This window comes from Staphylococcus durrellii (genome assembly GCF_015594545.1).
GTDB lineage: Bacteria > Bacillota > Bacilli > Staphylococcales > Staphylococcaceae > Staphylococcus > Staphylococcus durrellii.
This window is the reverse complement of sequence record NZ_JADIIO010000001.1, coordinates 2,057,031-2,080,814: the sequence shown is the minus strand read 5'-3', so window position 1 is coordinate 2,080,814 and position 23,784 is coordinate 2,057,031. Positions and strand designations below refer to the sequence as shown.

At 33.2% G+C, this 23,784-nt stretch carries 26 protein-coding genes; 25 read left to right on the top strand and 1 reads right to left on the bottom strand.

Going from position 1 to position 23,784, the window contains the following annotated elements; genetic code table 11:
- Nucleotides 1–138: 138 nt before the first annotated feature.
- The 5 genes from pta to ISP02_RS10025 all read left to right on the top strand — a co-directional run bounded on the left by pta (nucleotide 139) and on the right by ISP02_RS10025 (nucleotide 5,412).
- On the top strand, nucleotides 139–1,128 hold the full coding sequence (gene pta / locus ISP02_RS10045; RefSeq protein ID WP_195721863.1) for a phosphate acetyltransferase: 990 nt from the start codon (nucleotides 139–141) through the stop codon (nucleotides 1,126–1,128).
- Nucleotides 1,128–1,967 carry a lipoate--protein ligase family protein gene (locus ISP02_RS10040; protein WP_195721430.1) on the top strand — a complete coding sequence of 280 codons (840 nt, stop codon included), beginning with the start codon at nucleotides 1,128–1,130 and terminating at the stop codon, nucleotides 1,965–1,967. The genes pta and ISP02_RS10040 overlap by 1 nt, the downstream gene beginning before the upstream one ends.
- A gap of 443 nt (nucleotides 1,968–2,410) precedes the next feature.
- Nucleotides 2,411–3,334, top strand: coding sequence for a mevalonate kinase (gene mvk, locus ISP02_RS10035; RefSeq protein ID WP_195721429.1), 924 nt, complete (start codon nucleotides 2,411–2,413; stop codon nucleotides 3,332–3,334).
- A 5-nt stretch (nucleotides 3,335–3,339) separates the two neighbouring features.
- Nucleotides 3,340–4,323, top strand: a complete 984-nt coding sequence (gene mvaD / locus ISP02_RS10030) for a diphosphomevalonate decarboxylase (protein WP_195721428.1) — start codon at nucleotides 3,340–3,342, stop codon at nucleotides 4,321–4,323.
- A gap of 12 nt (nucleotides 4,324–4,335) precedes the next feature.
- Nucleotides 4,336–5,412: a phosphomevalonate kinase gene (locus tag ISP02_RS10025; RefSeq protein WP_195721427.1), complete on the top strand. Its 1,077-nt coding sequence runs from the start codon at nucleotides 4,336–4,338 to the stop codon at nucleotides 5,410–5,412.
- 73 nt (nucleotides 5,413–5,485) lie between these two features.
- Here the strand turns inward: ISP02_RS10025 and ISP02_RS10020 are convergent, their stop codons facing one another.
- Entirely contained in the window at nucleotides 5,486–6,247 is a 762-nt protein-coding gene (locus ISP02_RS10020) for a MurR/RpiR family transcriptional regulator (protein ID WP_195721426.1), read from the bottom strand.
- A gap of 229 nt (nucleotides 6,248–6,476) precedes the next feature.
- On the opposite strand from ISP02_RS10020, the gene ISP02_RS10015 reads away from it, so the two are divergent.
- The 20 genes from ISP02_RS10015 (at nucleotide 6,477) to ISP02_RS09920 (ending at nucleotide 23,713) form a co-directional block, all read left to right on the top strand.
- On the top strand, nucleotides 6,477–7,553 hold the full coding sequence (locus tag ISP02_RS10015) for a Gfo/Idh/MocA family protein (RefSeq protein ID WP_195721425.1): 1,077 nt from the start codon (nucleotides 6,477–6,479) through the stop codon (nucleotides 7,551–7,553).
- Nucleotides 7,554–7,574: 21 nt separating this feature from the next.
- Complete coding sequence (locus tag ISP02_RS10010) at nucleotides 7,575–8,306, top strand: ThuA domain-containing protein (protein ID WP_195721424.1); 732 nt, start codon at nucleotides 7,575–7,577, stop codon at nucleotides 8,304–8,306.
- Nucleotides 8,303–9,346, top strand: coding sequence for a Gfo/Idh/MocA family protein (locus ISP02_RS10005; RefSeq protein WP_195721423.1), 1,044 nt, complete (start codon nucleotides 8,303–8,305; stop codon nucleotides 9,344–9,346). The genes ISP02_RS10010 and ISP02_RS10005 overlap by 4 nt, the downstream gene beginning before the upstream one ends.
- A gap of 20 nt (nucleotides 9,347–9,366) precedes the next feature.
- The gene (locus tag ISP02_RS10000; protein WP_195721422.1) at nucleotides 9,367–10,335 is read left to right on the top strand and encodes a sugar phosphate isomerase/epimerase family protein; all 969 of its coding nucleotides are present in this window, start codon (nucleotides 9,367–9,369) and stop codon (nucleotides 10,333–10,335) included.
- 197 nt (nucleotides 10,336–10,532) lie between these two features.
- Nucleotides 10,533–10,865, top strand: coding sequence for a DUF1450 domain-containing protein (locus ISP02_RS09995; protein ID WP_195721421.1), 333 nt, complete (start codon nucleotides 10,533–10,535; stop codon nucleotides 10,863–10,865).
- Between the two features lie 133 nt (nucleotides 10,866–10,998).
- Entirely contained in the window at nucleotides 10,999–11,937 is a 939-nt protein-coding gene (locus ISP02_RS09990; protein WP_195721420.1) for an aldo/keto reductase, read from the top strand.
- Between the two features lie 17 nt (nucleotides 11,938–11,954).
- Nucleotides 11,955–12,491: a flavodoxin family protein gene (locus ISP02_RS09985; RefSeq protein ID WP_195721419.1), complete on the top strand. Its 537-nt coding sequence runs from the start codon at nucleotides 11,955–11,957 to the stop codon at nucleotides 12,489–12,491.
- 298 nt (nucleotides 12,492–12,789) lie between these two features.
- Nucleotides 12,790–13,269, top strand: coding sequence for a GNAT family N-acetyltransferase (locus tag ISP02_RS09980; protein WP_195721418.1), 480 nt, complete (start codon nucleotides 12,790–12,792; stop codon nucleotides 13,267–13,269).
- Between the two features lie 26 nt (nucleotides 13,270–13,295).
- Complete coding sequence (locus tag ISP02_RS09975; protein ID WP_195721417.1) at nucleotides 13,296–14,594, top strand: HD domain-containing protein; 1,299 nt, start codon at nucleotides 13,296–13,298, stop codon at nucleotides 14,592–14,594.
- 74 nt (nucleotides 14,595–14,668) lie between these two features.
- Nucleotides 14,669–15,181 (top strand): YwhD family protein, encoded by a 513-nt coding sequence (locus ISP02_RS09970; protein WP_195721416.1) that lies wholly within the window; start codon nucleotides 14,669–14,671, stop codon nucleotides 15,179–15,181.
- A gap of 218 nt (nucleotides 15,182–15,399) precedes the next feature.
- Nucleotides 15,400–15,828 carry a DUF1934 domain-containing protein gene (locus tag ISP02_RS09965; protein ID WP_195721415.1) on the top strand — a complete coding sequence of 143 codons (429 nt, stop codon included), beginning with the start codon at nucleotides 15,400–15,402 and terminating at the stop codon, nucleotides 15,826–15,828.
- Entirely contained in the window at nucleotides 15,815–17,482 is a 1,668-nt protein-coding gene (argS, locus tag ISP02_RS09960) for an arginine--tRNA ligase (RefSeq protein WP_195721414.1), read from the top strand. Before ISP02_RS09965 ends, argS begins: the two co-directional genes overlap by 14 nt.
- A gap of 74 nt (nucleotides 17,483–17,556) precedes the next feature.
- Nucleotides 17,557–18,192 carry an endonuclease III domain-containing protein gene (locus tag ISP02_RS09955; RefSeq protein WP_195721862.1) on the top strand — a complete coding sequence of 212 codons (636 nt, stop codon included), beginning with the start codon at nucleotides 17,557–17,559 and terminating at the stop codon, nucleotides 18,190–18,192.
- Nucleotides 18,193–18,251: 59 nt separating this feature from the next.
- Nucleotides 18,252–18,533: a MerR family transcriptional regulator gene (locus ISP02_RS09950; protein WP_195721413.1), complete on the top strand. Its 282-nt coding sequence runs from the start codon at nucleotides 18,252–18,254 to the stop codon at nucleotides 18,531–18,533.
- A gap of 104 nt (nucleotides 18,534–18,637) precedes the next feature.
- On the top strand, nucleotides 18,638–19,513 hold the full coding sequence (locus ISP02_RS09945) for an ABC transporter substrate-binding protein (RefSeq protein ID WP_328806042.1): 876 nt from the start codon (nucleotides 18,638–18,640) through the stop codon (nucleotides 19,511–19,513).
- 184 nt (nucleotides 19,514–19,697) lie between these two features.
- A complete protein-coding gene (locus tag ISP02_RS09940) occupies nucleotides 19,698–20,648 on the top strand; it encodes a FecCD family ABC transporter permease (protein ID WP_195721861.1) in 951 nt (316 codons plus the stop codon).
- A 37-nt stretch (nucleotides 20,649–20,685) separates the two neighbouring features.
- Nucleotides 20,686–21,381, top strand: a complete 696-nt coding sequence (locus ISP02_RS09935) for an HAD family hydrolase (RefSeq protein ID WP_195721411.1) — start codon at nucleotides 20,686–20,688, stop codon at nucleotides 21,379–21,381.
- Between the two features lie 4 nt (nucleotides 21,382–21,385).
- Complete coding sequence (locus ISP02_RS09930; RefSeq protein ID WP_195721410.1) at nucleotides 21,386–22,171, top strand: alpha/beta fold hydrolase; 786 nt, start codon at nucleotides 21,386–21,388, stop codon at nucleotides 22,169–22,171.
- A 142-nt stretch (nucleotides 22,172–22,313) separates the two neighbouring features.
- Complete coding sequence (locus ISP02_RS09925; protein WP_195721409.1) at nucleotides 22,314–22,817, top strand: SA0570 family protein; 504 nt, start codon at nucleotides 22,314–22,316, stop codon at nucleotides 22,815–22,817.
- A gap of 185 nt (nucleotides 22,818–23,002) precedes the next feature.
- Nucleotides 23,003–23,713 carry a hypothetical protein gene (locus ISP02_RS09920; protein ID WP_195721408.1) on the top strand — a complete coding sequence of 237 codons (711 nt, stop codon included), beginning with the start codon at nucleotides 23,003–23,005 and terminating at the stop codon, nucleotides 23,711–23,713.
- Nucleotides 23,714–23,784: the final 71 nt, after the last annotated feature.

Below are 23,784 nucleotides of genomic sequence, written 5' to 3'. Positions count from 1 at the left end.
ATATCTCATTAAAAATTTTATCATAAAGGAAACGTCATAACATAAGTAAATGATTACAAATTCGTGACATGGAATTATAAGAAAAAATAGCGTATAATAGCATTGGAAAATAATTAAACATAAATAATCAAGGAGGCTATTATGTCTTTATTAGATGTATTACAACAAAAACTTTCAGGGAAAAATGTAAGGATCGTCTTACCTGAAGGTGAAGATGAAAGAGTGTTAGCAGCGGCTGTTCAATTACAAGAAAGTGATTTAGTTTCACCCGTATTACTAGGAAATGAAACTAACGTAAAAGCTTTAGCAAATGACAAAAACTTAGACATTACAAACTTAGAAATTATCGATCCTGCTACAAGCGAATTACGTAGCGAATTAGTAACTGCTTTCGTAGAACGCCGTAAAGGTAAGGCTACTGAAGAACAAGCACAAGAAATGTTAAACGATGTAAACTACTTCGGTACGATGCTTGTTTATACTGGTAAAGCTGAAGGACTTGTCAGTGGTGCTGCACATTCAACAGGTGACACTGTACGTCCAGCCTTACAAATTATTAAAACAAAACCTGGCGTATCTAAAACTTCAGGTATTTTCTTTATGATTAAAGACGACAAACAATATATTTTCGGAGACTGCGCAATCAATCCTACACTAGAGGCTCAGGACTTAGCAGAAATTGCTGTCGAAAGTGCGAAATCTGCACAATCATTTGGCATGTCTCCTCGTGTAGCAATGTTAAGTTTTTCTACAAAGGGTTCGGCTAAATCAGATGATGTAGAAAAAGTTTCAACAGCTGTAGAATTAGCGCAACAAAAAATTAAAGAAGATAACCTAACAAACGTAATAGTTGATGGAGAGTTTCAATTTGACGCGGCCATTGTACCAGATGTAGCTAAGAAAAAAGCACCAGATGCACAAATACAAGGTGACGCAAACGTATTCGTATTCCCAAGTTTAGAAGCAGGTAATATTGGTTATAAAATTGCACAACGTTTAGGTGGTTATGATGCAGTAGGGCCAGTACTTCAAGGGCTTAACTCACCGGTAAATGACTTATCACGTGGTTGTTCAACAGAAGACGTTTATAACCTTTCAATTATTACTGCGGCTCAATCATTACAATAATGGATTTAGCTAACAAATATTTCAATGGCATAGACTGGCGTTATATTGATCATTCTTCAGGTTTAGAACCAATGCAATCATTCGCTTTTGATGATACATTTTGTGAAGGTGTAGGAAGAGAAGAATCAAATAACGTCGTGCGTACTTGGATACATCAACACGTTGTTATTTTAGGTATCCATGATTCCCGATTGCCTTTTTTAAGAGATGGCATACGCTATTTAACGGATGAGCAGGGTTATAATGCCATAGTGAGAAACTCTGGTGGTCTTGGCGTCGTTTTAGATCAAGGTATTCTAAATATTTCTTTAATATTTAAAGGGAAGACGGAAACTGCGATCGATGAGGCTTTTTCTGTCATGTACTTACTCGTCGCTAAAATGTTTGAAGATGAAGATGTTGAAATTGAAACGCATGAAATTGAACGTTCATACTGCCCGGGTAAGTTTGATTTAAGTATCAACGGCAAAAAATTTGCTGGTATATCTCAAAGACGTGTGCGAGGTGGCATAGCAGTTCAAGTATATTTATGTGTTGAAGGTTCTGGTGCTGAACGTGCTCAAATGATGAAATCTTTTTATGATAGAGCTAAACAAGGTCAAGAAACTAAATTTGCGTATCCTGATATTGAACCTAGTTGCATGGCTTCTTTAGCAACATTGTTAGGTAGAGAAATAACGGTACAAGATGTTATGTTTCAGCTTTTATATGCGTTAAAAGATTTAGGTGGTCGTTTAAATATGGAACCTATAACACACCTTGAGTGGTCACGTTATGAAGGTTATTTTGAAAAGATGATTGCACGAAATGAAAAAATTAATAATTCAATGAAAAAATAATATAGTATCTAATGAATTAAAATGTTTAATAGTTATAATAGGCGAGTGTGCTGAATTTTTATTCGCGTGCCGCCTATTTATTATTGAATTATAAAATTAGACAAAGTAATATAGTTAAAGTGTGTATATTGTACCTTACATAAAATAAATACTACTCAGTTTTTGAATATATTGCTAATGAGTTCTATAATGAAGTAGTATGATATTAAATTAGTAGCAGGTATTAATTTTAATTACTATAAATATATGACTATAGACGGATAACAATAATATATATTTGTGAGAATATAGACTTTAATGTGTGAAATTTTTAGTACCTGGTATATAAAATGAAAATGAACTAAGATTTAATAAATTTTTCGGAACAATTTTAAGGTATGTCTGTAATTAAGACACGATAATTCAAAATATAAATTATAGAAAAGTCTAAAGGTGATTGATAAATGACACATTATGGTTATGGTGAAGCAAATGGAAAAGTAATATTGATTGGAGAACATGCAGTCACGTTTGGACAGCCTGCTATTGCTATTCCGTTCACCTCTGGAATAGTTCGTGCGACAATTACATCAAGAGACACTAATGAACAATCTTTTATTGCAAGTGATGTTTACACGGGTAGCTTAGCAACTGCACCAGAACACTTAAAAGCAGTTACTACGCGTTTCAGAGAAAAACATAATATTAAAGAACCAATAAAAGTAACGATTGAAACAAACTTACCTCCTTCTCGCGGTTTAGGTTCGAGTGCGGCATTTGCTGTTGCGTTTATAAGAGCGAGTTATGATTATATTGACCAACCATTATCTGATGAGCTATTAATTGAAGAAGCAAACTGGTCAGAAAGAATTGCACATGGCAAACCTAGTGGCATTGATACACAAACCATAGTTTCAAATAAGCCAGTTTGGTTTAAACAAGGAAACGTAGAGAATTTAACAGCACTAGCTTTGAATGGCTATATGGTTATTGTAGATACAGGCATTCAAGGTTCAACAAAAGAGTCTGTTGAAGATGTTCATAAATTATGTGCATCTGATGATAAATATCTGCAATATATAGAACATATTGGTAAAATGGTTTATGATGCCAGTGAAGCAATTAAGGAATCGAATTTTAATAAATTAGCGACTATTTTCAATTCTTGTCAGGAATGTTTGAAAAACTTAACGGTAAGTCATGAAAAAATTGAACTTATATTAGGTGAAAGTATGAAACAAGGTGCTAAAGCTGGTAAATTAACGGGTAGTGGTAGAGGTGGAAGCATGATTATTCTTGCGGAAAACTTTGAAATTGCTCAAAAAATACAACAAAGTGCCCATAATCTTGGTGCGCATCATACATGGATTGAATATTTAGGAGGTTAAACAATTTGGTTAAAAGTGGTAAAGCGCGCGCGCACACAAATATTGCATTAATTAAATATTGGGGCAAAGCTAATGAAGAATTAATTCTACCGATGAATAATAGCTTGTCGGTATCTTTAGAGCGTTTTTATACTGAAACGAGAGTTACTTTTGATGAAACTTATACTGAAGATAAGCTAGTATTAAACGGCGTTGAAGTTGACGCTAAAGAAAGTGCTAAAATTCGTAATTATATGGATATAGTTAGAGCTAAAACTAATACCTCAATGTTTGCTTATATAGAAAGCGATAATTATGTACCAACTGCAGCGGGGTTAGCGTCTTCTGCTAGTGCGTACGCTGCCTTAGCAGCTGCCTGTAATGAAGCTCTACAATTAAATTATAGTAAACAAGAGTTATCTAAACTGGCGCGTAGAGGATCAGGCTCTGCTTCTCGTAGTATTTTTGGTGGATTTGTTGAATGGGAAAAAGGTTATGACGATGATTCGTCGTACAGTTTTCCGATTGATGCCGACAAATGGGAAGAAGACTTAGCTATGGTTTTTGTAGTTATTAATAATAAATCTAAGAAAGTATCGAGCCGGGCAGGTATGTCTTTAACAAGAGAGACCTCACGTTTTTACCAATATTGGTTAGACCACGTTGATGAAGATATTGCCAACGTTAAGGCTGCAATTGTAAAAAAAGATTTTGTGGCTATGGGTGAAGTTATAGAAGCAAATGGCTTACGTATGCATGCAACGAATTTAGGTGCACAACCACCATTTTCATATTTGGTTGCCGATAGTTATCAAGTGATGAAAATTGTAAACCAATGTCGAGAGGCTGGACATCCATGTTATTTCACGATGGATGCAGGTCCCAATGTTAAAATATTGGTTGAAAAAATACATAAGCAATATGTTATAGAGCAGCTAAGCAATTATTTTGAGCAAGGACAAATTATAGCAAGTGACATTACACGTTCTGGAGTAGAAATTATACAATAAGGAAGAGATAAAATGATTCAAGTCAAAGCACCCGGTAAATTATATATCGCTGGCGAATACGCAGTGACCGAACCAGGATATAAATCGGTTTTAATTGCAGTAGATCGTTTCGTAACAGCAACGATAGAGGAAGCAGATGTAACGCAAAGTTCAATACATTCAAAAACATTACATCACGAGCCAATCAGCTTCCAAAGAAGACAAGATAATATTGTACTATCTGATTTAAATGCGGCAAAACAATTAAAATACGTTATTACTGCGATAGAAGTATTTGAACAATACGTTCGTAGTAATAATATCAAATTGAAACATTTTCATTTGACGATTGATAGTAATTTGGACGATGCTTCTGGTCACAAGTATGGACTAGGCTCTAGTGCAGCGGTACTAGTTTCAATAGTTAAAGCGTTAAATGAGTTTTATGACATGCAACTATCAAATCTGTATATTTATAAGTTAGCCGTCATTGCTAACATGAAATTGCAAAGTTTAAGTTCTTGTGGAGATATTGCAGTAAGCGTTTATACTGGGTGGCTCGCTTATAGTACATTCGACCACGAATGGGTTATGCAACAAATTGAAGATACATCCGTAAACGAAGTATTAAAGAAAAACTGGCCAGGTCTACACATAGAACCTCTTCAAGCGCCAGAAAATATGGAAGTCTTAATTGGATGGACTGGTTCTCCAGCTTCTTCACATCATTTGGTTAGTGAAGTTAAAAGACTGAAATCTGATCCCACTTTTTATGGTAAATTTTTAGAACAATCTCATGATTGTGTAGAAAAACTAATTCATGCATTTAAAACAAACCACATTAAAGGTGTTCAAAAAATGATTCGTCTTAATCGTTCTATTATTCAGCAGATGGATCGTGAAGCTACGATAGACATTGAAACACCACATTTAAAAACGTTATGTGATATAGCGGAAACACATGGTGGTGCAGCAAAAACATCTGGTGCAGGTGGAGGAGATTGTGGTATTACGATAATTCGCAGTGATGTGAATAAAGATGCTATATATGATGAATGGCAACAAAATAACGTGCAACCGTTAGAATTTAATATACATCATGGACAATAATAAGGATAAAACCAAAGCATATATGTCTTAACTCAATACATACTGAATGTTGAGTTGAGACAGCGCGTATGGTTTAGTCCTTATTTTTTTGTGCAATCTTATAGTTGTGGTATGTTCGAACAATATAATCAAAGATAACATAGTACGGCGTAAAGCTATGATATTGGATGTTATTAAAAAATTGAAGCGGTGTACTGCTTACGTAAATATTAAACTTAGCGTTTTGAGCTATAAAATTATCATGTAAAGTAGTGATAGAAACGTAATTTAACTGACGTGATTTTAAAATGTGTATAGGTTGTGAAATATGTTGTGTTTCACCTGAAAGAGATATAATAAATAATAAATCATCTCTAGTCATTTGGTCGATTGCCATTATTAATTCATTTTCGTCATTTAGTAAAATGACCTTTTTAGAAATTGATAACAAATGTCTTTGGGCGTCACGGGCCACGTTTTGTTGTGCCATACCGGTTCCGAAAATATAAATTAATGGCGCATTATCAATTAGAGCGTTTAGTACGTCGTAATCGAGCATATCTAGATGTTCGATAGTACGTTCAACATCTTCGATAATTGAGTGTGCCTGTACAACTTGATTCGAGTTATCTTGAGATTTTAATTTGGTATAAAATTTGAAATCACTATAGCCTTCGAACCCCAGCTTTTTAACTAATCTATGGATAGTAGAAATGGAAGTATGTGTAAGTAGGCTTAAATCTTGAATTTTCATGTTAGGTAATTTAGAGACGTTGTTATGCATGATGTTTATAATATGTAAATCATTGTCGTTCAAGTCATCATAATATTGATTAATTAAGTGGTCTAATAACATTTATTTTGTCACACCTAGCCGTAGAAATTTTTTCATGCATTGGAAATATATTCTAATATTAATACATAAATTCTAAATACGTCAAAATTATTGGTGAGATGAAATAATTGTATTACGATATAGATATTAAAAACTTAATAATAAATTAAGCATAAAAGAAAATCTTTTATGCTTTTAATTGGCAACATATGTAAACGCTTTCTAATATTGTTTGAGAGGATGAAGCATAATGACATTGAACATAGGGATAATTGGTTGTGGAGGAATAGCAAATGGTAAACACTTACCGAGCTTACAAAAAGTTGAAGCAGTGAATTTAGTAGGCTTTTGTGATATTGATATAGACAAAGCACATTTGGCTGCGACAGAGTATGGCGTAGAAAGTTGTGAAGTCTATAAAGATTACAAGCAACTACTTGCTAATGAAGCAATTGACGTCGTGCATGTTTGTACACCTAATATATCTCATAAAGAAATTACTGTGGCTGCATTAGATGCAGGGAAACATGTGATGTGTGAAAAACCGATGGCTAAATCTACAGAAGAAGCACAAGCAATGATTGATGCGGCTAAGCGTAATAACAAAAAATTAACTATAGGGTACCAAAATAGATTTAGACCAGATAGTCAATACTTACGTAAAGTTACTCAACGTGGGGATTTAGGAGATATTTATTTTGGGAAAGCGCATGCTATACGTAGAAGAGCAGTACCTACGTGGGGAGTCTTTCTAGACGAAGAAAAACAAGGTGGCGGGCCACTTATAGATATTGGTACGCATGCGCTAGATTTAACGTTGTGGATGATGAATAATTACCAACCAGCATCCGTGATGGGCTCAACATTCCATAAGTTAGGGAAGAAAGAAGACGCAGCTAATGCATGGGGATCATGGAATCCTGAAGATTTTACAGTCGAAGACTCAGCTTTTGGTTACATTAAAATGTCTAATGGAGCAACGATTATGCTGGAATCCAGTTGGGCTTTAAATACATTAGATGAAGATGAAGCCAAGTGTACATTATCTGGTACTGATGGTGGTGCTGATATGAAAGAAGGTTTACGTCTTAATGGTGAAGACTTTAGTAAATTATATACGACAAATGTTGAATTGGATAACAAGGGTGTGGCATTTTACGATGGCGAAGAAGATGATGAAGCGGAAATAGAAGCGCAATGTTGGATTGATAGCATAATGAATGATACTGAGCCAGTTGTTAAACCACAAGAGGCATTAGTTGTCACACAAATTCTAGAAGCAATTTATGAGTCAGCACGTACAGGTAAGGCGGTTTATTTTAATTAATTAGCAAAGGGGTTGTTTAGTATGAATATTACTGTGTGGAATGAATATAGACATGAACAAGAAAATGAACAAGTAAAAGCAGTTTATCCTCAAGGGATACACGAAGTAATCGCTAGCTTTTTATCTACGGAACACAATGTTACTACAGCGACATTAGATGAACCGGAACATGGTTTAACGGAGCGTGTTCTAGGACAAACTGATGTCTTAATTTGGTGGGGGCACAAAGCACATGAAGAAGTTGACGATGACATAGTTGCACGCGTTCAACAACATGTTTTAGATGGCATGGGGTTAATTGTATTGCATTCTGGTCATTTTTCGAAAATATTTAAAAGTTTAATGGGCACTTCTTGTGATCTGAAATGGAGAGAGGCGGATGAAAAGGAAAGGCTTTGGGTAGTAGACCCAACACATCCTATCACTACAAATTTACCATCTTATATTGAATTGGATAAAGAGGAAATGTACGGTGAGCATTTTGACATTCCTACCCCTGATGAAACGGTATTTATTAGTTGGTTTGAAGGTGGCGAAGTGTTTAGAAGTGGCGCCACATTTAAACGTGGTAATGGAAGAATATTTTATTTCAGACCAGGCCATGAATCTTATCCCACTTACTATAATGAACAAGTTCAACAAGTTATTCATAACGCGGTAAAATGGGCGCAAAATACGCATACACCTAAACATCATTATGGCAATGCTCAACCATTAGAAATTATTAAACCTAAGAATGATGATAGTCAATGAAGAAGTTAAAAATGGGCATTATAGGCGCAGGTGGTATTGCACAAGGGAGACATATTCCAACTTATAAGGAATTAGATAAACAAGTAGAAATAATAGCAGTACAAGACATTAACTATGAGTTGGCTCAATCGGTAGCTAGTAAATTTGATATACCCTATGTATATAAAAACTATGAACAATTATTTGAACGAGTTGATGCTGTAACAATTTGTACGCCAAATAAGTTTCATGCTGAAATTAGTATCAATGCATTAAAAGCAGGGGTCCACGTATTTTGTGAAAAACCAATGGCGATGGGCGTGGATGAATGCCAACAAATGTTATCGGTTGCGAAACAAGCTAATAAGTTATTAGCAATTGGTTATCACTATCGGTTTACTGATGCGGCTATTAAGTCTAAATTAGCAATCGAAGCTAATACCGTTGGTGAACCATTAGTAATAAGAGTACAAGCGTTACGACGGAGAAAAGTTCCAGGTTGGGGCGTTTTTACAAATAAATCATTGCAAGGTGGCGGTAGTCTAATCGATTACGGCTGTCATTTTCTAGATTTAGCGTTGTGGTTATTAGGGGAAGTAAATCCGGTAAATGTATTAGGCAAAACATATAACAAACTAAGCAAAACACCTAATCAATTGAATGAATGGGGTGAAATTGATTACCAAACATTTGATGTGGATGACCATGTAACAAGCTTTATAACTTTTGATAATGGCTCATCTATGCAGTTTGAATGCTCGTGGTCTGCAAATATTAAAGAAGATAAAATGCATATTAGCATTTCCGGTGTCGCTGGTGGTTTAAACGTCTATCCATTTGAAACTTATGCGCCTAAATATGGCACGATTGTAACTGAAACTGCAGAAGCAGAACATAATGAAATGATGGCAGCGCAAAGGCAAGCACTGAATTTTGTCAATAGCTGTCTAGGAAGAGAAAGATTAATCGTACAGCCGGACGAAGCATTAAAAGTCAATGCTATCATTCAAGCGATTTACCAAAGTGATGAAAATGGCGAGGCTGTACGATTAAATAATTAGGCTTTCAAGGAGGAATAATAATGAAAATAGGTGTATTTAGTGTATTGTTTCAAGATAAACAATTCGAAGAAATGCTAGACCACGTAGCTAAAGCCGGTGTTAAAGCGGTCGAAATAGGTACAGGTGGTAATCCAGGTAATGATTTTTGTGATGTCGATGCATTATTAAAAGACGAAAAGCTACGACAACAATTTATCAACACAATACATCAACGAGGACTAATGATAAGTGCTTTTAGTTGTCATGATAATCCAATTTCACCTGATAAAGAGCAGGCAACACGAGCACATGAAACATTCAAAAAGACAGTTCAATTAGCTTCATTATTAGATGTTCCAGTCGTCAACACATTTTCAGGTGTTGCTGGTTCAGACGAGAATGCACAATACCCAAATTGGCCTGTAACGCCATGGCCAACTGAGTATTCTAAGATTTTAAAATGGCAATGGGAAGAAAAATTAATTCCTTATTGGAAGGAAGCAGCTCAATTCGCTAAAAACCATGATGTCAAAATTGGCATTGAATTGCATGCTGGATTTTTAGTGCATACACCTTATACGCTTTTAAAACTTAGAGAAGCTACTAATGATGCATTAGGAGCCAATCTTGACCCTAGTCATTTATGGTGGCAAGGTATCGACCCAATAGCAGCTATTAAAATTTTAGGCGAAGCAAACGCTATTCATCATTTCCATGCTAAAGATACTTATATAGATCAAGAAAATGTGAATATGTATGGCTTAACTGATATGCAACCATATAGTGAAGTTAAAACACGTGCATGGACTTTCAGAACAGTAGGTTATGGACATGCTCCGAGTTTGTGGGGAAATATTATTAGTGCATTGCGTATGTATGGTTATGATTATGTTGTTAGTATTGAACATGAAGACCCAATCATGTCTATTGACGAGGGATTCCAAAAAGCTGTAACCAATTTAAATAGTGTTAATATCGAAGAACCTGCACCAGATTTATGGTGGACTTAATATTAATAACACCCCTTCAATAAATCGACCGTGTTAATTACATCGGTCGATTTAATTATATTTCCAATAAGAAAAAAACTAATTATAACTTGAAATTATGAGCAATTAGAGTACAATAAATAAAGTTAAATTGGTTAATCAAATAAAGCTACACTATACATATATAAACAATTAACGCTTGATGGGAGGTACTGAAGGTGCAAAATAAGTTTTTAATTTGTGATGATTGCCAAGCGGTCAATTGTAAGTCATTAACTAAGAAATTGGCTAAACTAGATGAAAATGCCGAAATTGAAATAGGCTGTCAATCATATTGTGGACCAGGTCGTCGCAAAACTTTCACCTTCGTAAACAATCGGCCTATCGCTGCATTAACAGAAGAAGAACTTATTGATAAAATTCAAAAACAATTAGAAAAGCCTAGAGATCCTGAAGAAGAGGAAAGGCTAAGAAAACGTAACGAGGAACGTAAAAGACGTAAAGAAGAACAAGATCGTAAGCTCAAAGAAAAATTTGCACGAAGAAAATAACACAATAAATAAAAAATGGTTTCGACATTATCAAGTGTTGAAATCATTTTTTTAAATATGGGCATCTTATTATTGTTCTTGGTTAGATTTAGTTAAAATAGGTAATAATACTTTAAAAAGGAGATGTTTATATATGGTCAACAAAGTCACATTAGGTAAGTCTGACGTAAAGGTATTCCCTATAGCCCTTGGAACGAATGCTGTAGGTGGTCACAATTTATATAAAGATTTGGATGAAGAACAGGGAAAAGAAGTCGTACGTACTGCTATTAGAAATGGTATGGATTTATTAGACACTGCTTATATTTATGGACCTGGTCGTTCCGAAGAATTAGTAGGAGAAGCGGTTAAAGAATTTCCAAGAGAGGCATTTGCGATTGCGACAAAAGGCGCGCATTATTTTGATGATGATAATAATGTACACTTTTCAAATAAACCTGAATTTTTAAAAGAACAAGTATTAAATAGTCTTCAGCGCTTGCAATTAGACTACATTGATTTATATTATATTCATTTTCCAGACGAGAATACGCCTAAAGATGAAGCCGTTGCCGCTTTAAAAGAATTAAAAGATGAAGGTAAAATTAAAGCAATAGGTGTTTCAAATTTCACTTTAGAACAATTAAAAGAAGCTAATAAAAATAATGACGTAGATGTTGTGCAACTTGAATATAATTTACTAAATAGAGAGAATGAAGACATATTAAAATATACTGCAGAGAATAATATAACTTTCATTCCATATTTCCCGCTTGTTTCAGGATTGTTGGCAGGTAAATATAACGAAAATTCACAATTTGATGATTTGCGTGCTGAGAATCCAGAGTTCCAAGGAGAAAAGTTTAAAGAAAACTTAGCAAAAGTAGATAAATTAAGAGGCATAGCAGATAATCACAACGTTGATGTAGCACACGTAATCTTGTCATATTATTTAACTAAGCCGTCATTAGATGTTGTTATACCAGGTGCGAAAAAACCTTATCAAGTTGTAGATAATTTAACAGCTGTAGATGTAAAATTAACTCAAGCTGAAATTGAACAAATTGAAGAATTATTCCCTGTAAATAAATAAAAACAAAGGAGTATATTATGATTACAGTTTTGTTTGGAGGTAGTAGATCAGAAGGCAACACTGCTCAATTAGCTCAATTTGCATTAGAAGGACATGAGTACGACTGGATTGATTTAACACAATATCAACTAAATCCAGTAAGAGACATGCGCCATGAAGAAGGTTCAATTGAAAGTTATCAAGACGATTATCAAAGTATTATTGATAAAGTGTTAGCAAGTGATACTGTAATTTTCGCGTCACCCGTATATTGGTATAGTGTCTCAGCGTCGATGAAAGCATTTATCGACCACTGGTCTGAAACGCTAATAGATAAGCGCTATTCAGATTTTAAAGAACAAATGTCTAGGAAAGATTTTAGAATGATTTTGGTAGGTGGAGATTTTCCTAAAGTGAAAGCTAAACCGTGCATTTCTCAAATGAAATACAGTTTAGAATTTTTAGGTGGTCAACTTAAAGGATATATTATTGGTACAGCTGAGAAACCGGGAGATATTGTCAAAGATTCATATGCATTAAATCGTGCCAAAGAATGGCAAGAAACTTTAAAGTAAGCTAATAAATTTAATAGATTATATATTTTATACACACTCGGTTCAATTAATGATTCAAGGAATAGTTGAGCCGGGTTTTTATATTAATCACGTATTTTTAATCGTAAACTAAGCTCGTTAAATAACAAGATCAAACAATATATCCACATGTTTTATATTGAATTTGATAATAACGTGACACACATTTTAGTGTAATTGACTTTTACAACAATAGTTTAATTGAATATTATATTTTGAATATTAGAGTTATGTTATAATAAATACATTATTAGCCTATATCTTATAGGGGGACAACAACATGTATACAGTTAGAGAAGCAACGCCAAATGATGTTTTAGGCATCAGAGATGTCGCAACAAAGGCTTGGTATAACACATATTTAAATATTTATGCGGCTACAACAGTTAATGAACTGCTAGCTGCTTCATATAATGAGCAACACTTAATTAAAAGAATGCAAGAACAACTTTTCCTAGTTGTCGAAGCGGATAATGAAATTATTGGCTTTGCAAATTTTATTTATGGAAAAGAACTTTATTTATCAGCACATTACGTTACGCCAGTTTCACAACATCATGGTTATGGTTCTGAGTTATTAGACCAAGGTTTAGCACAATTCAAAGGTAAGTATAACGAAGTTTATCTTGAAGTCGATAATCAAAATGAAGAAGCTGTAAATTTCTATAAAAATAAAGGGTTTGAAATTTTACGTTCTTATAAACATGTTATGTATGGCGAGACCATGAATTTAGCGTTAATGTATAAGACTTTTAATTAGTATTGTGAGTGAACAGGAGGACAATTTTGACATATTCAACATATGCTTCACAGCAATTACCAGAAGAAAAAGTATTTAAAGATCCTATTCATAGATATGTTCATGTCAAAAATCAAATAGTTTGGGACTTGATTAAAACAAAAGAGTTTCAGCGCTTAAGAAGAATTAAACAATTGGGAACACTATATCTATCATTTCATACAGCAGAACATAGCCGCTTTGGCCATTCGCTAGGTGTATATGAAATTGTACGTCGACTCATAGATGAATCATTTTCTGGTAGTGAGGCGTGGGACGATAAAGATGCGCCTTTAGCTTTATGTGCAGCATTGTTACATGATTTAGGCCACGGTCCTTTTTCTCATAGCTTTGAAAAGATATTTAATACAGATCATGAGGCTTTTACACAGGCTATTATTACGGGGGCGACAGAGGTGAATGAAGTATTGTCTCGCGTGTCGCCTTCATTTCCTCAAGAAGTAGCTGATGTAATTAATAAAACACATGATAATAAATTAGTAATTTCTATGATTTCTTCACAAATTGATGCTGACAGAATGGATTATTTGCAAAGGGATGCTTATTTTACAGGTGTTTCTTATGGCCAATTTGATATGGAACGTATTTTAAGATTAATGCGCCCATCCAAAGATGAGGTGTTGATTAAAGAGAGCGGTATGCATGCTGTAGAGAATTTCATCATGAGCCGCTATCAAATGTATTGGCAAATTTATTTCCACCCAGTTAGTAGAGGCGGAGAGGTATTATTAAATAATTGCTTGAAAAGAGCTAAGCAATTATACAATGAAGGCTATAAATTTAAAATGCATCCGACTGATTTCATACCATTTTTTGAAGAAACGATTACTATCGAGCAATATGTTGATTTAGATGAAATTGTAGTGCAATATTATTTAAAAGCATGGGTTAATGAAGATGATGCTATATTAAGTGATTTAGCCCGTCGATTTATCAATAGGGACCTATTTAAATACATGCCGTTTGATGGTTCGATTATTACTATTACAGAATTGACTGATCTTTTCTTGCAAGCAGGTATAGACCCTAATTATTATTTCGTCAGCGAATCATTTACAGATTTACCATATGATTATGACCGACCGGGTTCTAATCGCCAACCAATACATTTGCTTAGAAGAAACGGCACTATAAGGGAAATAAGTAATGAATCATTAGTTATTTCTAGCATTACTGGTATAAATAGAGAAGATTATAAGCTTTATTATCCTAAAGAATTAATTAGTGATGTTACAGATGATAATATACGTAATGCTATTATTAGTATTTTAAACGAATTAAATTAATATATTGTCATGGAAGTTGATATATTTTAATATTGCTGTAAGTTATAAAGATAAATATTGGAGGTGCACACCTAGTGGCTGAAAATAAAGGATTTAAATTTAATATTATAAAAAATGACCCGCTTGATGGTCATAAAGGAACAAATATAGGTTCTATTAGTTTAGATAATATAGCGCCAGTGTTTATAGATGTAGAAAACAAGGAAGCATTTATTGATATTGGTGGTATGCACGCGCGAGCTAGCGTAGAAAAAGGCGTTAAATGGATTAAGGACAAGGATACAGTAAATGTAGAGGGTGCTAAAGAATATTGGCTATGCTGGGTTACTACGGAACGTGGTGAACATGGTCCATATTACGCTGGCGTAACTGCTTGTTATTTAATGGTTAATAAAAAGATAAGACGTGGTTATAAAAGTATGCCGGAACATGTTAATATGATGGACAAATCGATGAAGCGTCAAATTGTTGTTGACCAAATCGGCGACGACAATAAAAAAGTTTTAAAAGAATTTTTAGAACAACACAATGCTGAAATGTGGCATAACTCTACCGAGGAATTACATCAAGCATTAACAACTAAATAAATTATATGAAGCTAAGTAACATATTAGAAAATGTGTATTTTTTAATATAGATTTACTATATAGAGGTTCAACTGACTAATAATTTTGGTTGAGCCTTTAAGTATAGTAATTTATACTTAGCTTCTTTTTATTGCTAAACAATATCACAACTGTATTGCATATATAAATTATGCTATAATTGTGTGTATTATTTTAATGAGATTAGGGTGAAACGAGCATTGGACTACAATGTGGACATACAAACAAAACAAGTGGTTAAACAATTAGATGAAAAGAATAAGTTTTCATTTAAAACGCATGGAACTTGGTCAAAACGTAATGCTGAATTTATACGTTATCAAGAAGTTATCGATGACGCCACAGTGAAAGTTACAATTAAAATTGAACAATCGGGCGTAAAAATTATACGTAAAGGTGATATTAATATGAATCTTCATTTTGTTGAAGGTGAAGATACTTTTACGTTATATGAAGTAGGTGGCGGACGTATACCATTGACAGTACGCACACACTCTATTTTACATTTTGTAACGGACAATGGTGGAAAATTAAAAGTACATTATGATCTATGGCAAGAGGAAGAAAAAATGGGCACATACCAATTTGAAATTACTTATAAGGAGCAAAGTGAAAATGAACATAATTGATCAAGTGAAACAGACACTTATTGATGAAATTAAAAATAGCATCGAACAGGCTCAACTTATTGATGCGAGTGAGATGCCTGAAGTTAAAATTGAAACGCCAAAAGATAATAAAAATGGAGATTATGCTTCAAATATAGCAATGGTTTTAACTAAATTAGCTAAACGTAATCCACGTGAAATTGCACAAGCTATCGTCGATAATTTAGATACAACGAAAGCGCATGTTAAAGAAGTGGCAATCGCAGGCCCCGGTTTTATAAACTTTTATTTAGATAATTCATATTTAACAGAAGTTATTCCTGAAGCAATTAATAAAGGAAACGACTTTGGTCATGTAACGCCTAATAGTAAAGAAAGTGTACTGGTTGAGTTCGTGTCAGCTAACCCCACAGGTGATTTACATATTGGGCATGCGCGTAATGCAGCAGTCGGTGATACTTTATGTAATTTATTAGATGCTGCAGGTTATAACGTAACTAGAGAATATTATATTAATGATGCAGGTAACCAAATTACTAATTTAGCTCTTTCAATAGAAGCACGTTATTTTGAAGCATTAGGCGATACAAGTCACGAAATGCCAAAAGATGGTTATCATGGTAAAGACATCATTAATATTGGTAAAGATTTGGCAGAGAAACAACCAGAACTTAAAGACTTACCAGAAGATGAGCGTATTAAAACGTTTAGACAGCTTGGTGTTTCTTATGAAATGGAAAAATTAAAAAAAGACTTAGTTGATTTTAATATTCACTATGATAGTTGGTTTAGTGAAACCTCTCTTTATGAACAAAACGAAATTACTGAAGTATTAAATAAAATGGCTGATTTAGGTTACACTTATGAAAAAGATGGAGCAACTTGGTTAAGAACTACCGATTTTAAAGATGATAAAGATAGAGTGCTAATTAAAAAAGATGGCACTTACACATACTTTCTACCAGATATTGCTTATCATTTTGACAAAATTCAACGTGGCAACGATATCTTAATAGACTTATTTGGTGCAGACCATCATGGTTATATTAATCGTATTAAATCGGCAATGGAAACATTTGGTGTAGATAGTGACCGTTTAGAAATACAAATTATGCAAGTTGTACGTTTAATGCAAGATGGCCAAGAAGTTAAAATGAGTAAGCGTACAGGTAATGCTATTACGTTGCGTGAAATTATGGACGAAGTGGGCGTAGATTCAGCACGTTACTTCTTAACAATGCGTAGTTCTGATACTCATTTTGATTTTGATATGGAATTGGCTAAACAAGAATCACAAGATAATCCGGTTTATTATGCGCAATATGCACATGCTCGTATTTGTTCAATTTTAAAACAAGCGGCTGAAAGAGGTATCAAACCTTCAGCAGATGCAGATTTATCATTGATTACCAACGATAAAGCAATAGAATTGTTGAAAAAAGTAGCTGACTTTGAACCTACTATTGAGAGTGCAGCAAGCCATAGAGCGCCGCATCGTATTACAAATTATATTCAAGATTTAGCTTCACACTTCCATAAATTTTACAATGATGAAAAAGTGTTAACTGATGATGAAGCTAAAACTACAGCGCTTGTTGCTTTAATAGAAGCTGTAAAAATAACGTTACACAATTCATTACATTTAGTTGGCGTTCAAGCACCAGAATCAATGTAAGTAATATGATAATATAGGCTAAGACATCAAAGTATGTCTTAGTCTTTTTATTTTTTACAAAGTGAGGGCAAATGATGTTAAATGTAACAGAGTTATATCACATATTATATAAACATATGGGCGCTCAACAATGGTGGCCGGCTAGAACTAAGATAGAAATCGTTTTAGGGGCAATATTAGTACAAAATACAAATTGGAGAAACGCGGCGCTTGCTATAGAAAAATTAGAACAGCACACGCAATTAGCGCCAGATAGTATATTGCAATTATCTGATGAAGCATTACAAGAGATAATTAAATCAAGTGGGTTTTTTAGAGCTAAGGCACAAACTATAAAATCTGTGCTGACATGGATGGCACAATTTGACTTTGAATATGAAAAAATTAAAACATATTATCAAGATGAATTGAGAACTAACTTGTTAGCCATAAAAGGCATTGGTAATGAAACGACGGATGTATTACTCGTTTATATTTTTGAAGTGCCAGTCTTTATTCCAGATAGTTACACACGCAGGATTTTTTATAAATTAGGCTATAATGTCACGAATAATTATGAACAATTAGGTAAACAAGTATCATTACCAGCAAATTTCACTGCTCAAGACGCTAATGAGTTTCACGCTTTATTAGATAATTTTGGTAAGCAATATTTTAATAAAAAAGAACAACAAAAACTGCAATTTTTAGAAAGTTATTTTATTAGATGAAAGATATTGACTGTAACGTTACGTAATAGTGCATGGTTTTAAGTAAGAGGTGAACTTACTTGAAAAAATTATTTACGATTAAAGAAGTGGCAGATGTCGTGCAAATAAGCAAACGAACATTACATTATTATCATGATATCGAGCTCGTTATACCTAACCATATCGAAAACAATGGTCACCGCTTATATGATTCAGCTAATATTTGCAAATTACAGTCGATTATATTTTTGAAAGAACTGGGGTTGTCGTTAGCACAAAGCGAAAGATATTTCGGAGCGGACGTACAGATCAAAAATAATATGCTAAAAGCAAGCTATAATAATGTGAAACAACAAGGGTAATAATTTTATATTTTTTATATAGTTAATTTAATTAAAAAATAGCAATGAAATCGTTTGAATTGTTTGATATTATTAAATTAATATCAAAAATAGGAGAATACAAAGTGAAAACAACAAAAAGTTTATTATTTTTAATAGTTGCAGTTGTAGTGTTGCTGAGCGCATGTAGTGGCGGAAGTAATGATAAACAAAGTGATAAATCGAACAAATCATACGATAGAATTATTTCATTAATGCCAAGTAACACTGAAATTTTATACAAACTCGGATTAGGTAAAAAAATTGTTGGTGTGTCAACGGTAGATGATTACCCTAAAGACGTCAAAAATAAAAAGAAATTTAACGCTATGAAATTAAATAAAGAAGCTTTACTCAAAGCGAAACCAGATTTAATTTTAGCGCATGAAAGTCAAAAATCTACTGATGGCAAAGTGCTTAAGTCATTGAAAAAAAGTGGCGTAAAAGTCGTTTATATTAAAGATGCACAATCTTTAAAAGAAACTTATGCGTCGTTTGAACAAATAGGTAAAGTCGTACATAAAGAAAAAGAAGCACATAAATTAGTTAAAGAAACACGTCACAATGTTGATAAAGTTATAAAATCAGTACCTAAAGATAAACCTAAGAAAAAAGTGTTTATGGAAGTTTCTTCAGAACCTGAAATTTATACTGCGGGTAAAAATACGTTCTTTAATGATATGTTAACAAAATTACATGCAAAAAATGAGTTTGCATCCGAAGAAGGATGGAAAAAAGTAAGTAAGGAAAACATTATTAAAAAGAACCCTGATGTGATGATTTCGACAATGGGTATGAGCGAAGCAGATTACAAAAAAATGGTAAAACAACGTGGTGGTTTTGAAAAAACAAATGCAGTTAAAGATAATGAAATTAAAGCTGTAAATGGCGACCAAATATCGCGCCCAGGACCTCGAATTGATGATGGTTTAAAATCTTTACGTGATGCGCTATATAAATAATAATATTGAATAAAGAAAAGCATCCGAACGTTAATTAGCCAAGGCTAACGTTACGGATGCTTTTATGCATAATATATGTTGAAAATGTATATGAGTATAATTTATTGCTATGGTGTAAATGCACGTCACGTGATATTGTAATAAGGAGAAATAGTAGAGATAATAATGAAAGTGTGGAAAAATGATGCAGCATTACAAGGCGTTATATTTTTGGATAATCATATTAATAATTACTTTCATTTTAAGTATTGCATGGGGGCTTTGGGGGCTTAACTATGCAATGGCACAAACAATATTATTAGAAGTTAGATTACCTAGAGTGATTGAAGCATTTTTGGCTGGCATTGGTTTAACATTAGCGGGACAGATGTTTCAAACTTTACTTAACAATCCTTTAGCAGATAGCTTTACGTTAGGATTAGCTAGTGGGGCTACTTTTGGCTCTGGTTTAGCCGTTATTTTAGGTTTGGGGTTCTTTTTTATACCACTATTATCTATGGTGTTTAGTTTGCTTACATTAATATTAGTTATATTAATTACGACAATAATGTCTAGAGGATATCCAACAAGATCTCTAATTTTAGCGGGAATCATGATAGGTGCATTATTCAATGCATTACTATATGTATTAATCATCTTCAATGAGCGGAAGATGAATAACATAGTGAATTATATGTTCGGTGGATTTTCTTCAGCGGAATATAAAGAAATATACTATATAGGTCTTGTATTAATTCTGTGCATTATAATATTATATAGTTTAATACCTCGTATAAAACTATTGCAGTTAGGTGAAATGCATGCTCAGTCATTGGGAGTTAAATCTAGAAATCTGACGTATAGCGTATTATTTATTTCCTCGGTGCTTACCGCCACTATCGTTTCATTTGTTGGCGTAATTGGATTTATCGGTATGGTGATACCCCAATTGATTAGAAGATATTACATAGGGCATCCTTTAGGTGTGCAAATGACGCTTAACATTATTATTGGGGGTACGGTGATGGTTATCGCAGATTGGTTTGGTGGCATAATCTTGCAAACCTATCAAATTCCTGCCAGCATTGTACTGGCGTTAATCGGTATTCCAGTATTATTTTATTTAATGGTAACACAAACGAAAACAGTAGATTAATGCGTAGTAGATAAATTAATTACAAAGAAGGTAGACTATGGATTTATCAAATATAAAAGCGGTCGTATTTGATTTGGAAGGTACGTTATTAGATAGAAAAAAATCTAGAGATAAGTTCATTGAAGAGCAATATGAACGGTTCCATGACTATTTAGTCAGTATTCAACTTGCAGATTTTAAAAATAAATTTATTGAGCTTGACGATGATGAAGATCATGACAAGCCAGAACTATATAAAGCAATCATTAAAGATTTTCATGTAGATAGATTAACATGGAAAGATTTATTCCATGATTTTGAAATGCATTTTTATCGTTATGTATTTCCGTATTATGATACGTTGTATACGTTAGAACGTTTAACTAAAAATGATTATTTAACAGGCGTCATTGTTAATGGGAAATCAAAAATTAAACAATACCGGTTACATGCATTAGGCATAGAACATGTAATAAATTACATGTCTACATCACAAACAGTCGGCTATAGAAAACCGCATCCTAAGATTTTTGAAAATATATTAGAAAAACTTGATACTAAACCCGAAGAAACAATATACGTAGGTGACGATCCATTAAACGATGTGGCCCCAGCTCGAGCGATGGGCATGGTAAGTGTGTGGTTTAAAGAAGAAGATGCAGACATTGAGCCTCTTCCAGAAGAAGTAGATTATACGATATCGACATTGGAAGAATTATTAACTATTTTACCGATTGGACAGAAGGGAAATTAATGATATGAATTTATTTACAACAAACGATGGGATAATATTAAATTATAAAACAATGGGCGAAGGATATGCGATAGTACTTATCCATACCGCTTTTGATAATTACACTGTATTTCATAACATAGTTGACGAGTTATCAGAGCACAATCAAGTAGTATTATTAGATTTGCGTGGTCACGGGTATTCTGACAAACCGAATAATATTCAATTTATTGATTATGCAAATGATGTGAAAGAGTTGTTGGATTATCTTTACATAGATAAATGTGCTGTTATTGGACATGAGATGGGGGCATCTGTAGCTGCGGAATTTAGCGCTACAAATCCTCAATATGTATCGTCTTTAACGATGATTAATCCTACAATGATAGAAGACTCTACGCCAGAAGAACGCATTTACAGAAGATATTCTGAAACTATTCGTACATGGGATAACGAAAAACAGCATAAATTCCTTGCAGATAAAATGTATTATGATAAAAAAAAGGTTCACAAGTATTTAAAACATGTCGAAAATACTAACGGCATTGCGACGAGTGAAGAGATGGATTCTATTAAAGCTTCATTTAAATGTAATAATATTAGACAATATCTTGGCAAAGTAACGTCGCCTACGCAAATTATTGTGGGTCAACAGGGAGAAAGAACGACAATTGTCGAAGCAAAAGAAGTAGCGGATTACATTACAGACAGTGAATTTGAAGTATTTCAATCTTCGGGATTATATCCATTCGTTGAACAAAAAGCAGAATTTTTAAGTTCAGTAAAAAAATTCATTAAACGTTTTAAATAACTATTAATTAAATTAATAATGGTGTATAAAGAAAAATAAAGCTATATATGAAATATTTCTGTAATATTACTGTTATTTTTGTAATATTTATATTATACTGTACATGAGCACAATTAGTTTGTTGTTAAAGGAGCGAGTGCTTATGAAAAAATTATTTTCAGCGGTTTTAATAGCAGGTATCACTTTGTCAGGTGTTAGTGCAACGAATGCAGATGCTGCAACTGGTAACACTATTCAAAACGTGAAACAGCTACAACAAGGTGACACTTCATTAGAAGGTGCGAAAATAGGTGCTTCAATTCAAACGTTATTAAAAACTAACAAAAAGCCACTTTATTCTTATAGACCAGATCATAAAGAGCATTATTATGAATTTAAGCAGCCTAAAGGCACGTTAGTCGTTACAGCAGATGGTAAAAAAGATCAAGGTAAAATTACTAGAGTATCTATGTCATATAATGAACCAGTGGGACCTTCGTTTAATGCAGTGAAAAATGAAGCGAGTTCTAAAGCTACTGTACGTAAGCATTATAATAATGTCACTGGAAATATTGGTTATATTCAAGATAAAAATTTATCTTATCAATTTACTTCGTCATCACCAAAAGATAAAAACATTAAACTATATCGTATTGACTTACAATAATTAAAGTTATCTTAATGATTATCTTAATGATTATCTTAATGATTATCTTTAATAAAACAACCGGCATGTATATACTTGTCGGTTGTTTTACTGTTACAATAACTATTAAGTTATACTTAAGAAATGAATTTCAGCGGTAAGATATAATATTAAATTGTTACAAATTTAACGAAAAGGAGATTATAATGCGAGTTAACGATAAAGTGTTAGTGGAAAATATAAATGACTATTTTACTCATAAAGGACTTTCTCCTAATTTAATTGATGATATCAAAAATAAATTAAAAAAAGATTTTAAAAAATCTGAAGAACAAGATCAAGATTATATTGAGTATAGAAGTAAGTCGCCTGCAGAGATTATCTTAACAATTCAACGAAATTTATTTACATTGCAATTAAATCCTATTGTGTTTTTTATTTTAAATTTCGTCTTGATTTCATATTTATATGATAAACAGTATGTGCCATTTCAAGCTATTTCAGGCTTAGCTATTGTATATTGTTTGATTATATTACCGATTTCAATTGTTATTTATTTAAGGATTGCAAGAAAAAATTACCTGTATAGTAATAAAGTTGAGATGTATATCGGGTTAGGCATAGCTGTAGTGTCGCTTATATTAGTTGTGATTCACGCATTTAATGTCAATTTTAGTATAGTTGCAGTAACGATTTACGCCCATCAATTTATCTTTTTTGTTGGCATTATATTTAGTATTTCTGGCATTTATTTTAGGCGCTTAGAATTTACCGGTATAGGATTATTATTTTGCCAAAAAACAATTGACGCTATGATTACTAATTCAGGTGTTGCGCAGATTGCATCTATAACGATATGGGTATTATTATTAATCGTTATTATTTATTATACGATTAGAATATCTTCGAGAAGCTAATCGCTTTAGAGAACTTATATCACATCAGTTTTATTAAACTGCCGATACAGTCTTTGACTTTGTTGGCAGTT

Bases quoted from the DNA above. Each gene is read 5' to 3' on its own strand.
- ISP02_RS09925 (WP_195721409.1), top strand. From the start codon at position 22,314: ATGAAAAAATTATTTTCAGCGGTTTTAATAGCAGGTATCACTTTGTCA.
- ISP02_RS10020 (WP_195721426.1), bottom strand. From the start codon at position 6,247: ATGTTATTAGACCACTTAATTAATCAATATTATGATGACTTGAACGAC.
- ISP02_RS10005 (WP_195721423.1), top strand. From the start codon at position 8,303: ATGAAGAAGTTAAAAATGGGCATTATAGGCGCAGGTGGTATTGCACAA.
- ISP02_RS09990 (WP_195721420.1), top strand. From the start codon at position 10,999: ATGGTCAACAAAGTCACATTAGGTAAGTCTGACGTAAAGGTATTCCCT.
- ISP02_RS09980 (WP_195721418.1), top strand. From the start codon at position 12,790: ATGTATACAGTTAGAGAAGCAACGCCAAATGATGTTTTAGGCATCAGA.
- argS (WP_195721414.1), top strand. From the start codon at position 15,815: ATGAACATAATTGATCAAGTGAAACAGACACTTATTGATGAAATTAAA.
- ISP02_RS10040 (WP_195721430.1), top strand. From the start codon at position 1,128: ATGGATTTAGCTAACAAATATTTCAATGGCATAGACTGGCGTTATATT.
- ISP02_RS09940 (WP_195721861.1), top strand. From the start codon at position 19,698: ATGCAGCATTACAAGGCGTTATATTTTTGGATAATCATATTAATAATT.
- mvk (WP_195721429.1), top strand. From the start codon at position 2,411: ATGACACATTATGGTTATGGTGAAGCAAATGGAAAAGTAATATTGATT.
- ISP02_RS09985 (WP_195721419.1), top strand. From the start codon at position 11,955: ATGATTACAGTTTTGTTTGGAGGTAGTAGATCAGAAGGCAACACTGCT.
- ISP02_RS09955 (WP_195721862.1), top strand. From the start codon at position 17,557: ATGTTAAATGTAACAGAGTTATATCACATATTATATAAACATATGGGC.
- ISP02_RS09930 (WP_195721410.1), top strand. From the start codon at position 21,386: ATGAATTTATTTACAACAAACGATGGGATAATATTAAATTATAAAACA.
- ISP02_RS09935 (WP_195721411.1), top strand. From the start codon at position 20,686: ATGGATTTATCAAATATAAAAGCGGTCGTATTTGATTTGGAAGGTACG.
- ISP02_RS10025 (WP_195721427.1), top strand. From the start codon at position 4,336: ATGATTCAAGTCAAAGCACCCGGTAAATTATATATCGCTGGCGAATAC.
- ISP02_RS09920 (WP_195721408.1), top strand. From the start codon at position 23,003: ATGCGAGTTAACGATAAAGTGTTAGTGGAAAATATAAATGACTATTTT.
- ISP02_RS10010 (WP_195721424.1), top strand. From the start codon at position 7,575: ATGAATATTACTGTGTGGAATGAATATAGACATGAACAAGAAAATGAA.
- ISP02_RS10000 (WP_195721422.1), top strand. From the start codon at position 9,367: ATGAAAATAGGTGTATTTAGTGTATTGTTTCAAGATAAACAATTCGAA.
- ISP02_RS10015 (WP_195721425.1), top strand. From the start codon at position 6,477: ATGACATTGAACATAGGGATAATTGGTTGTGGAGGAATAGCAAATGGT.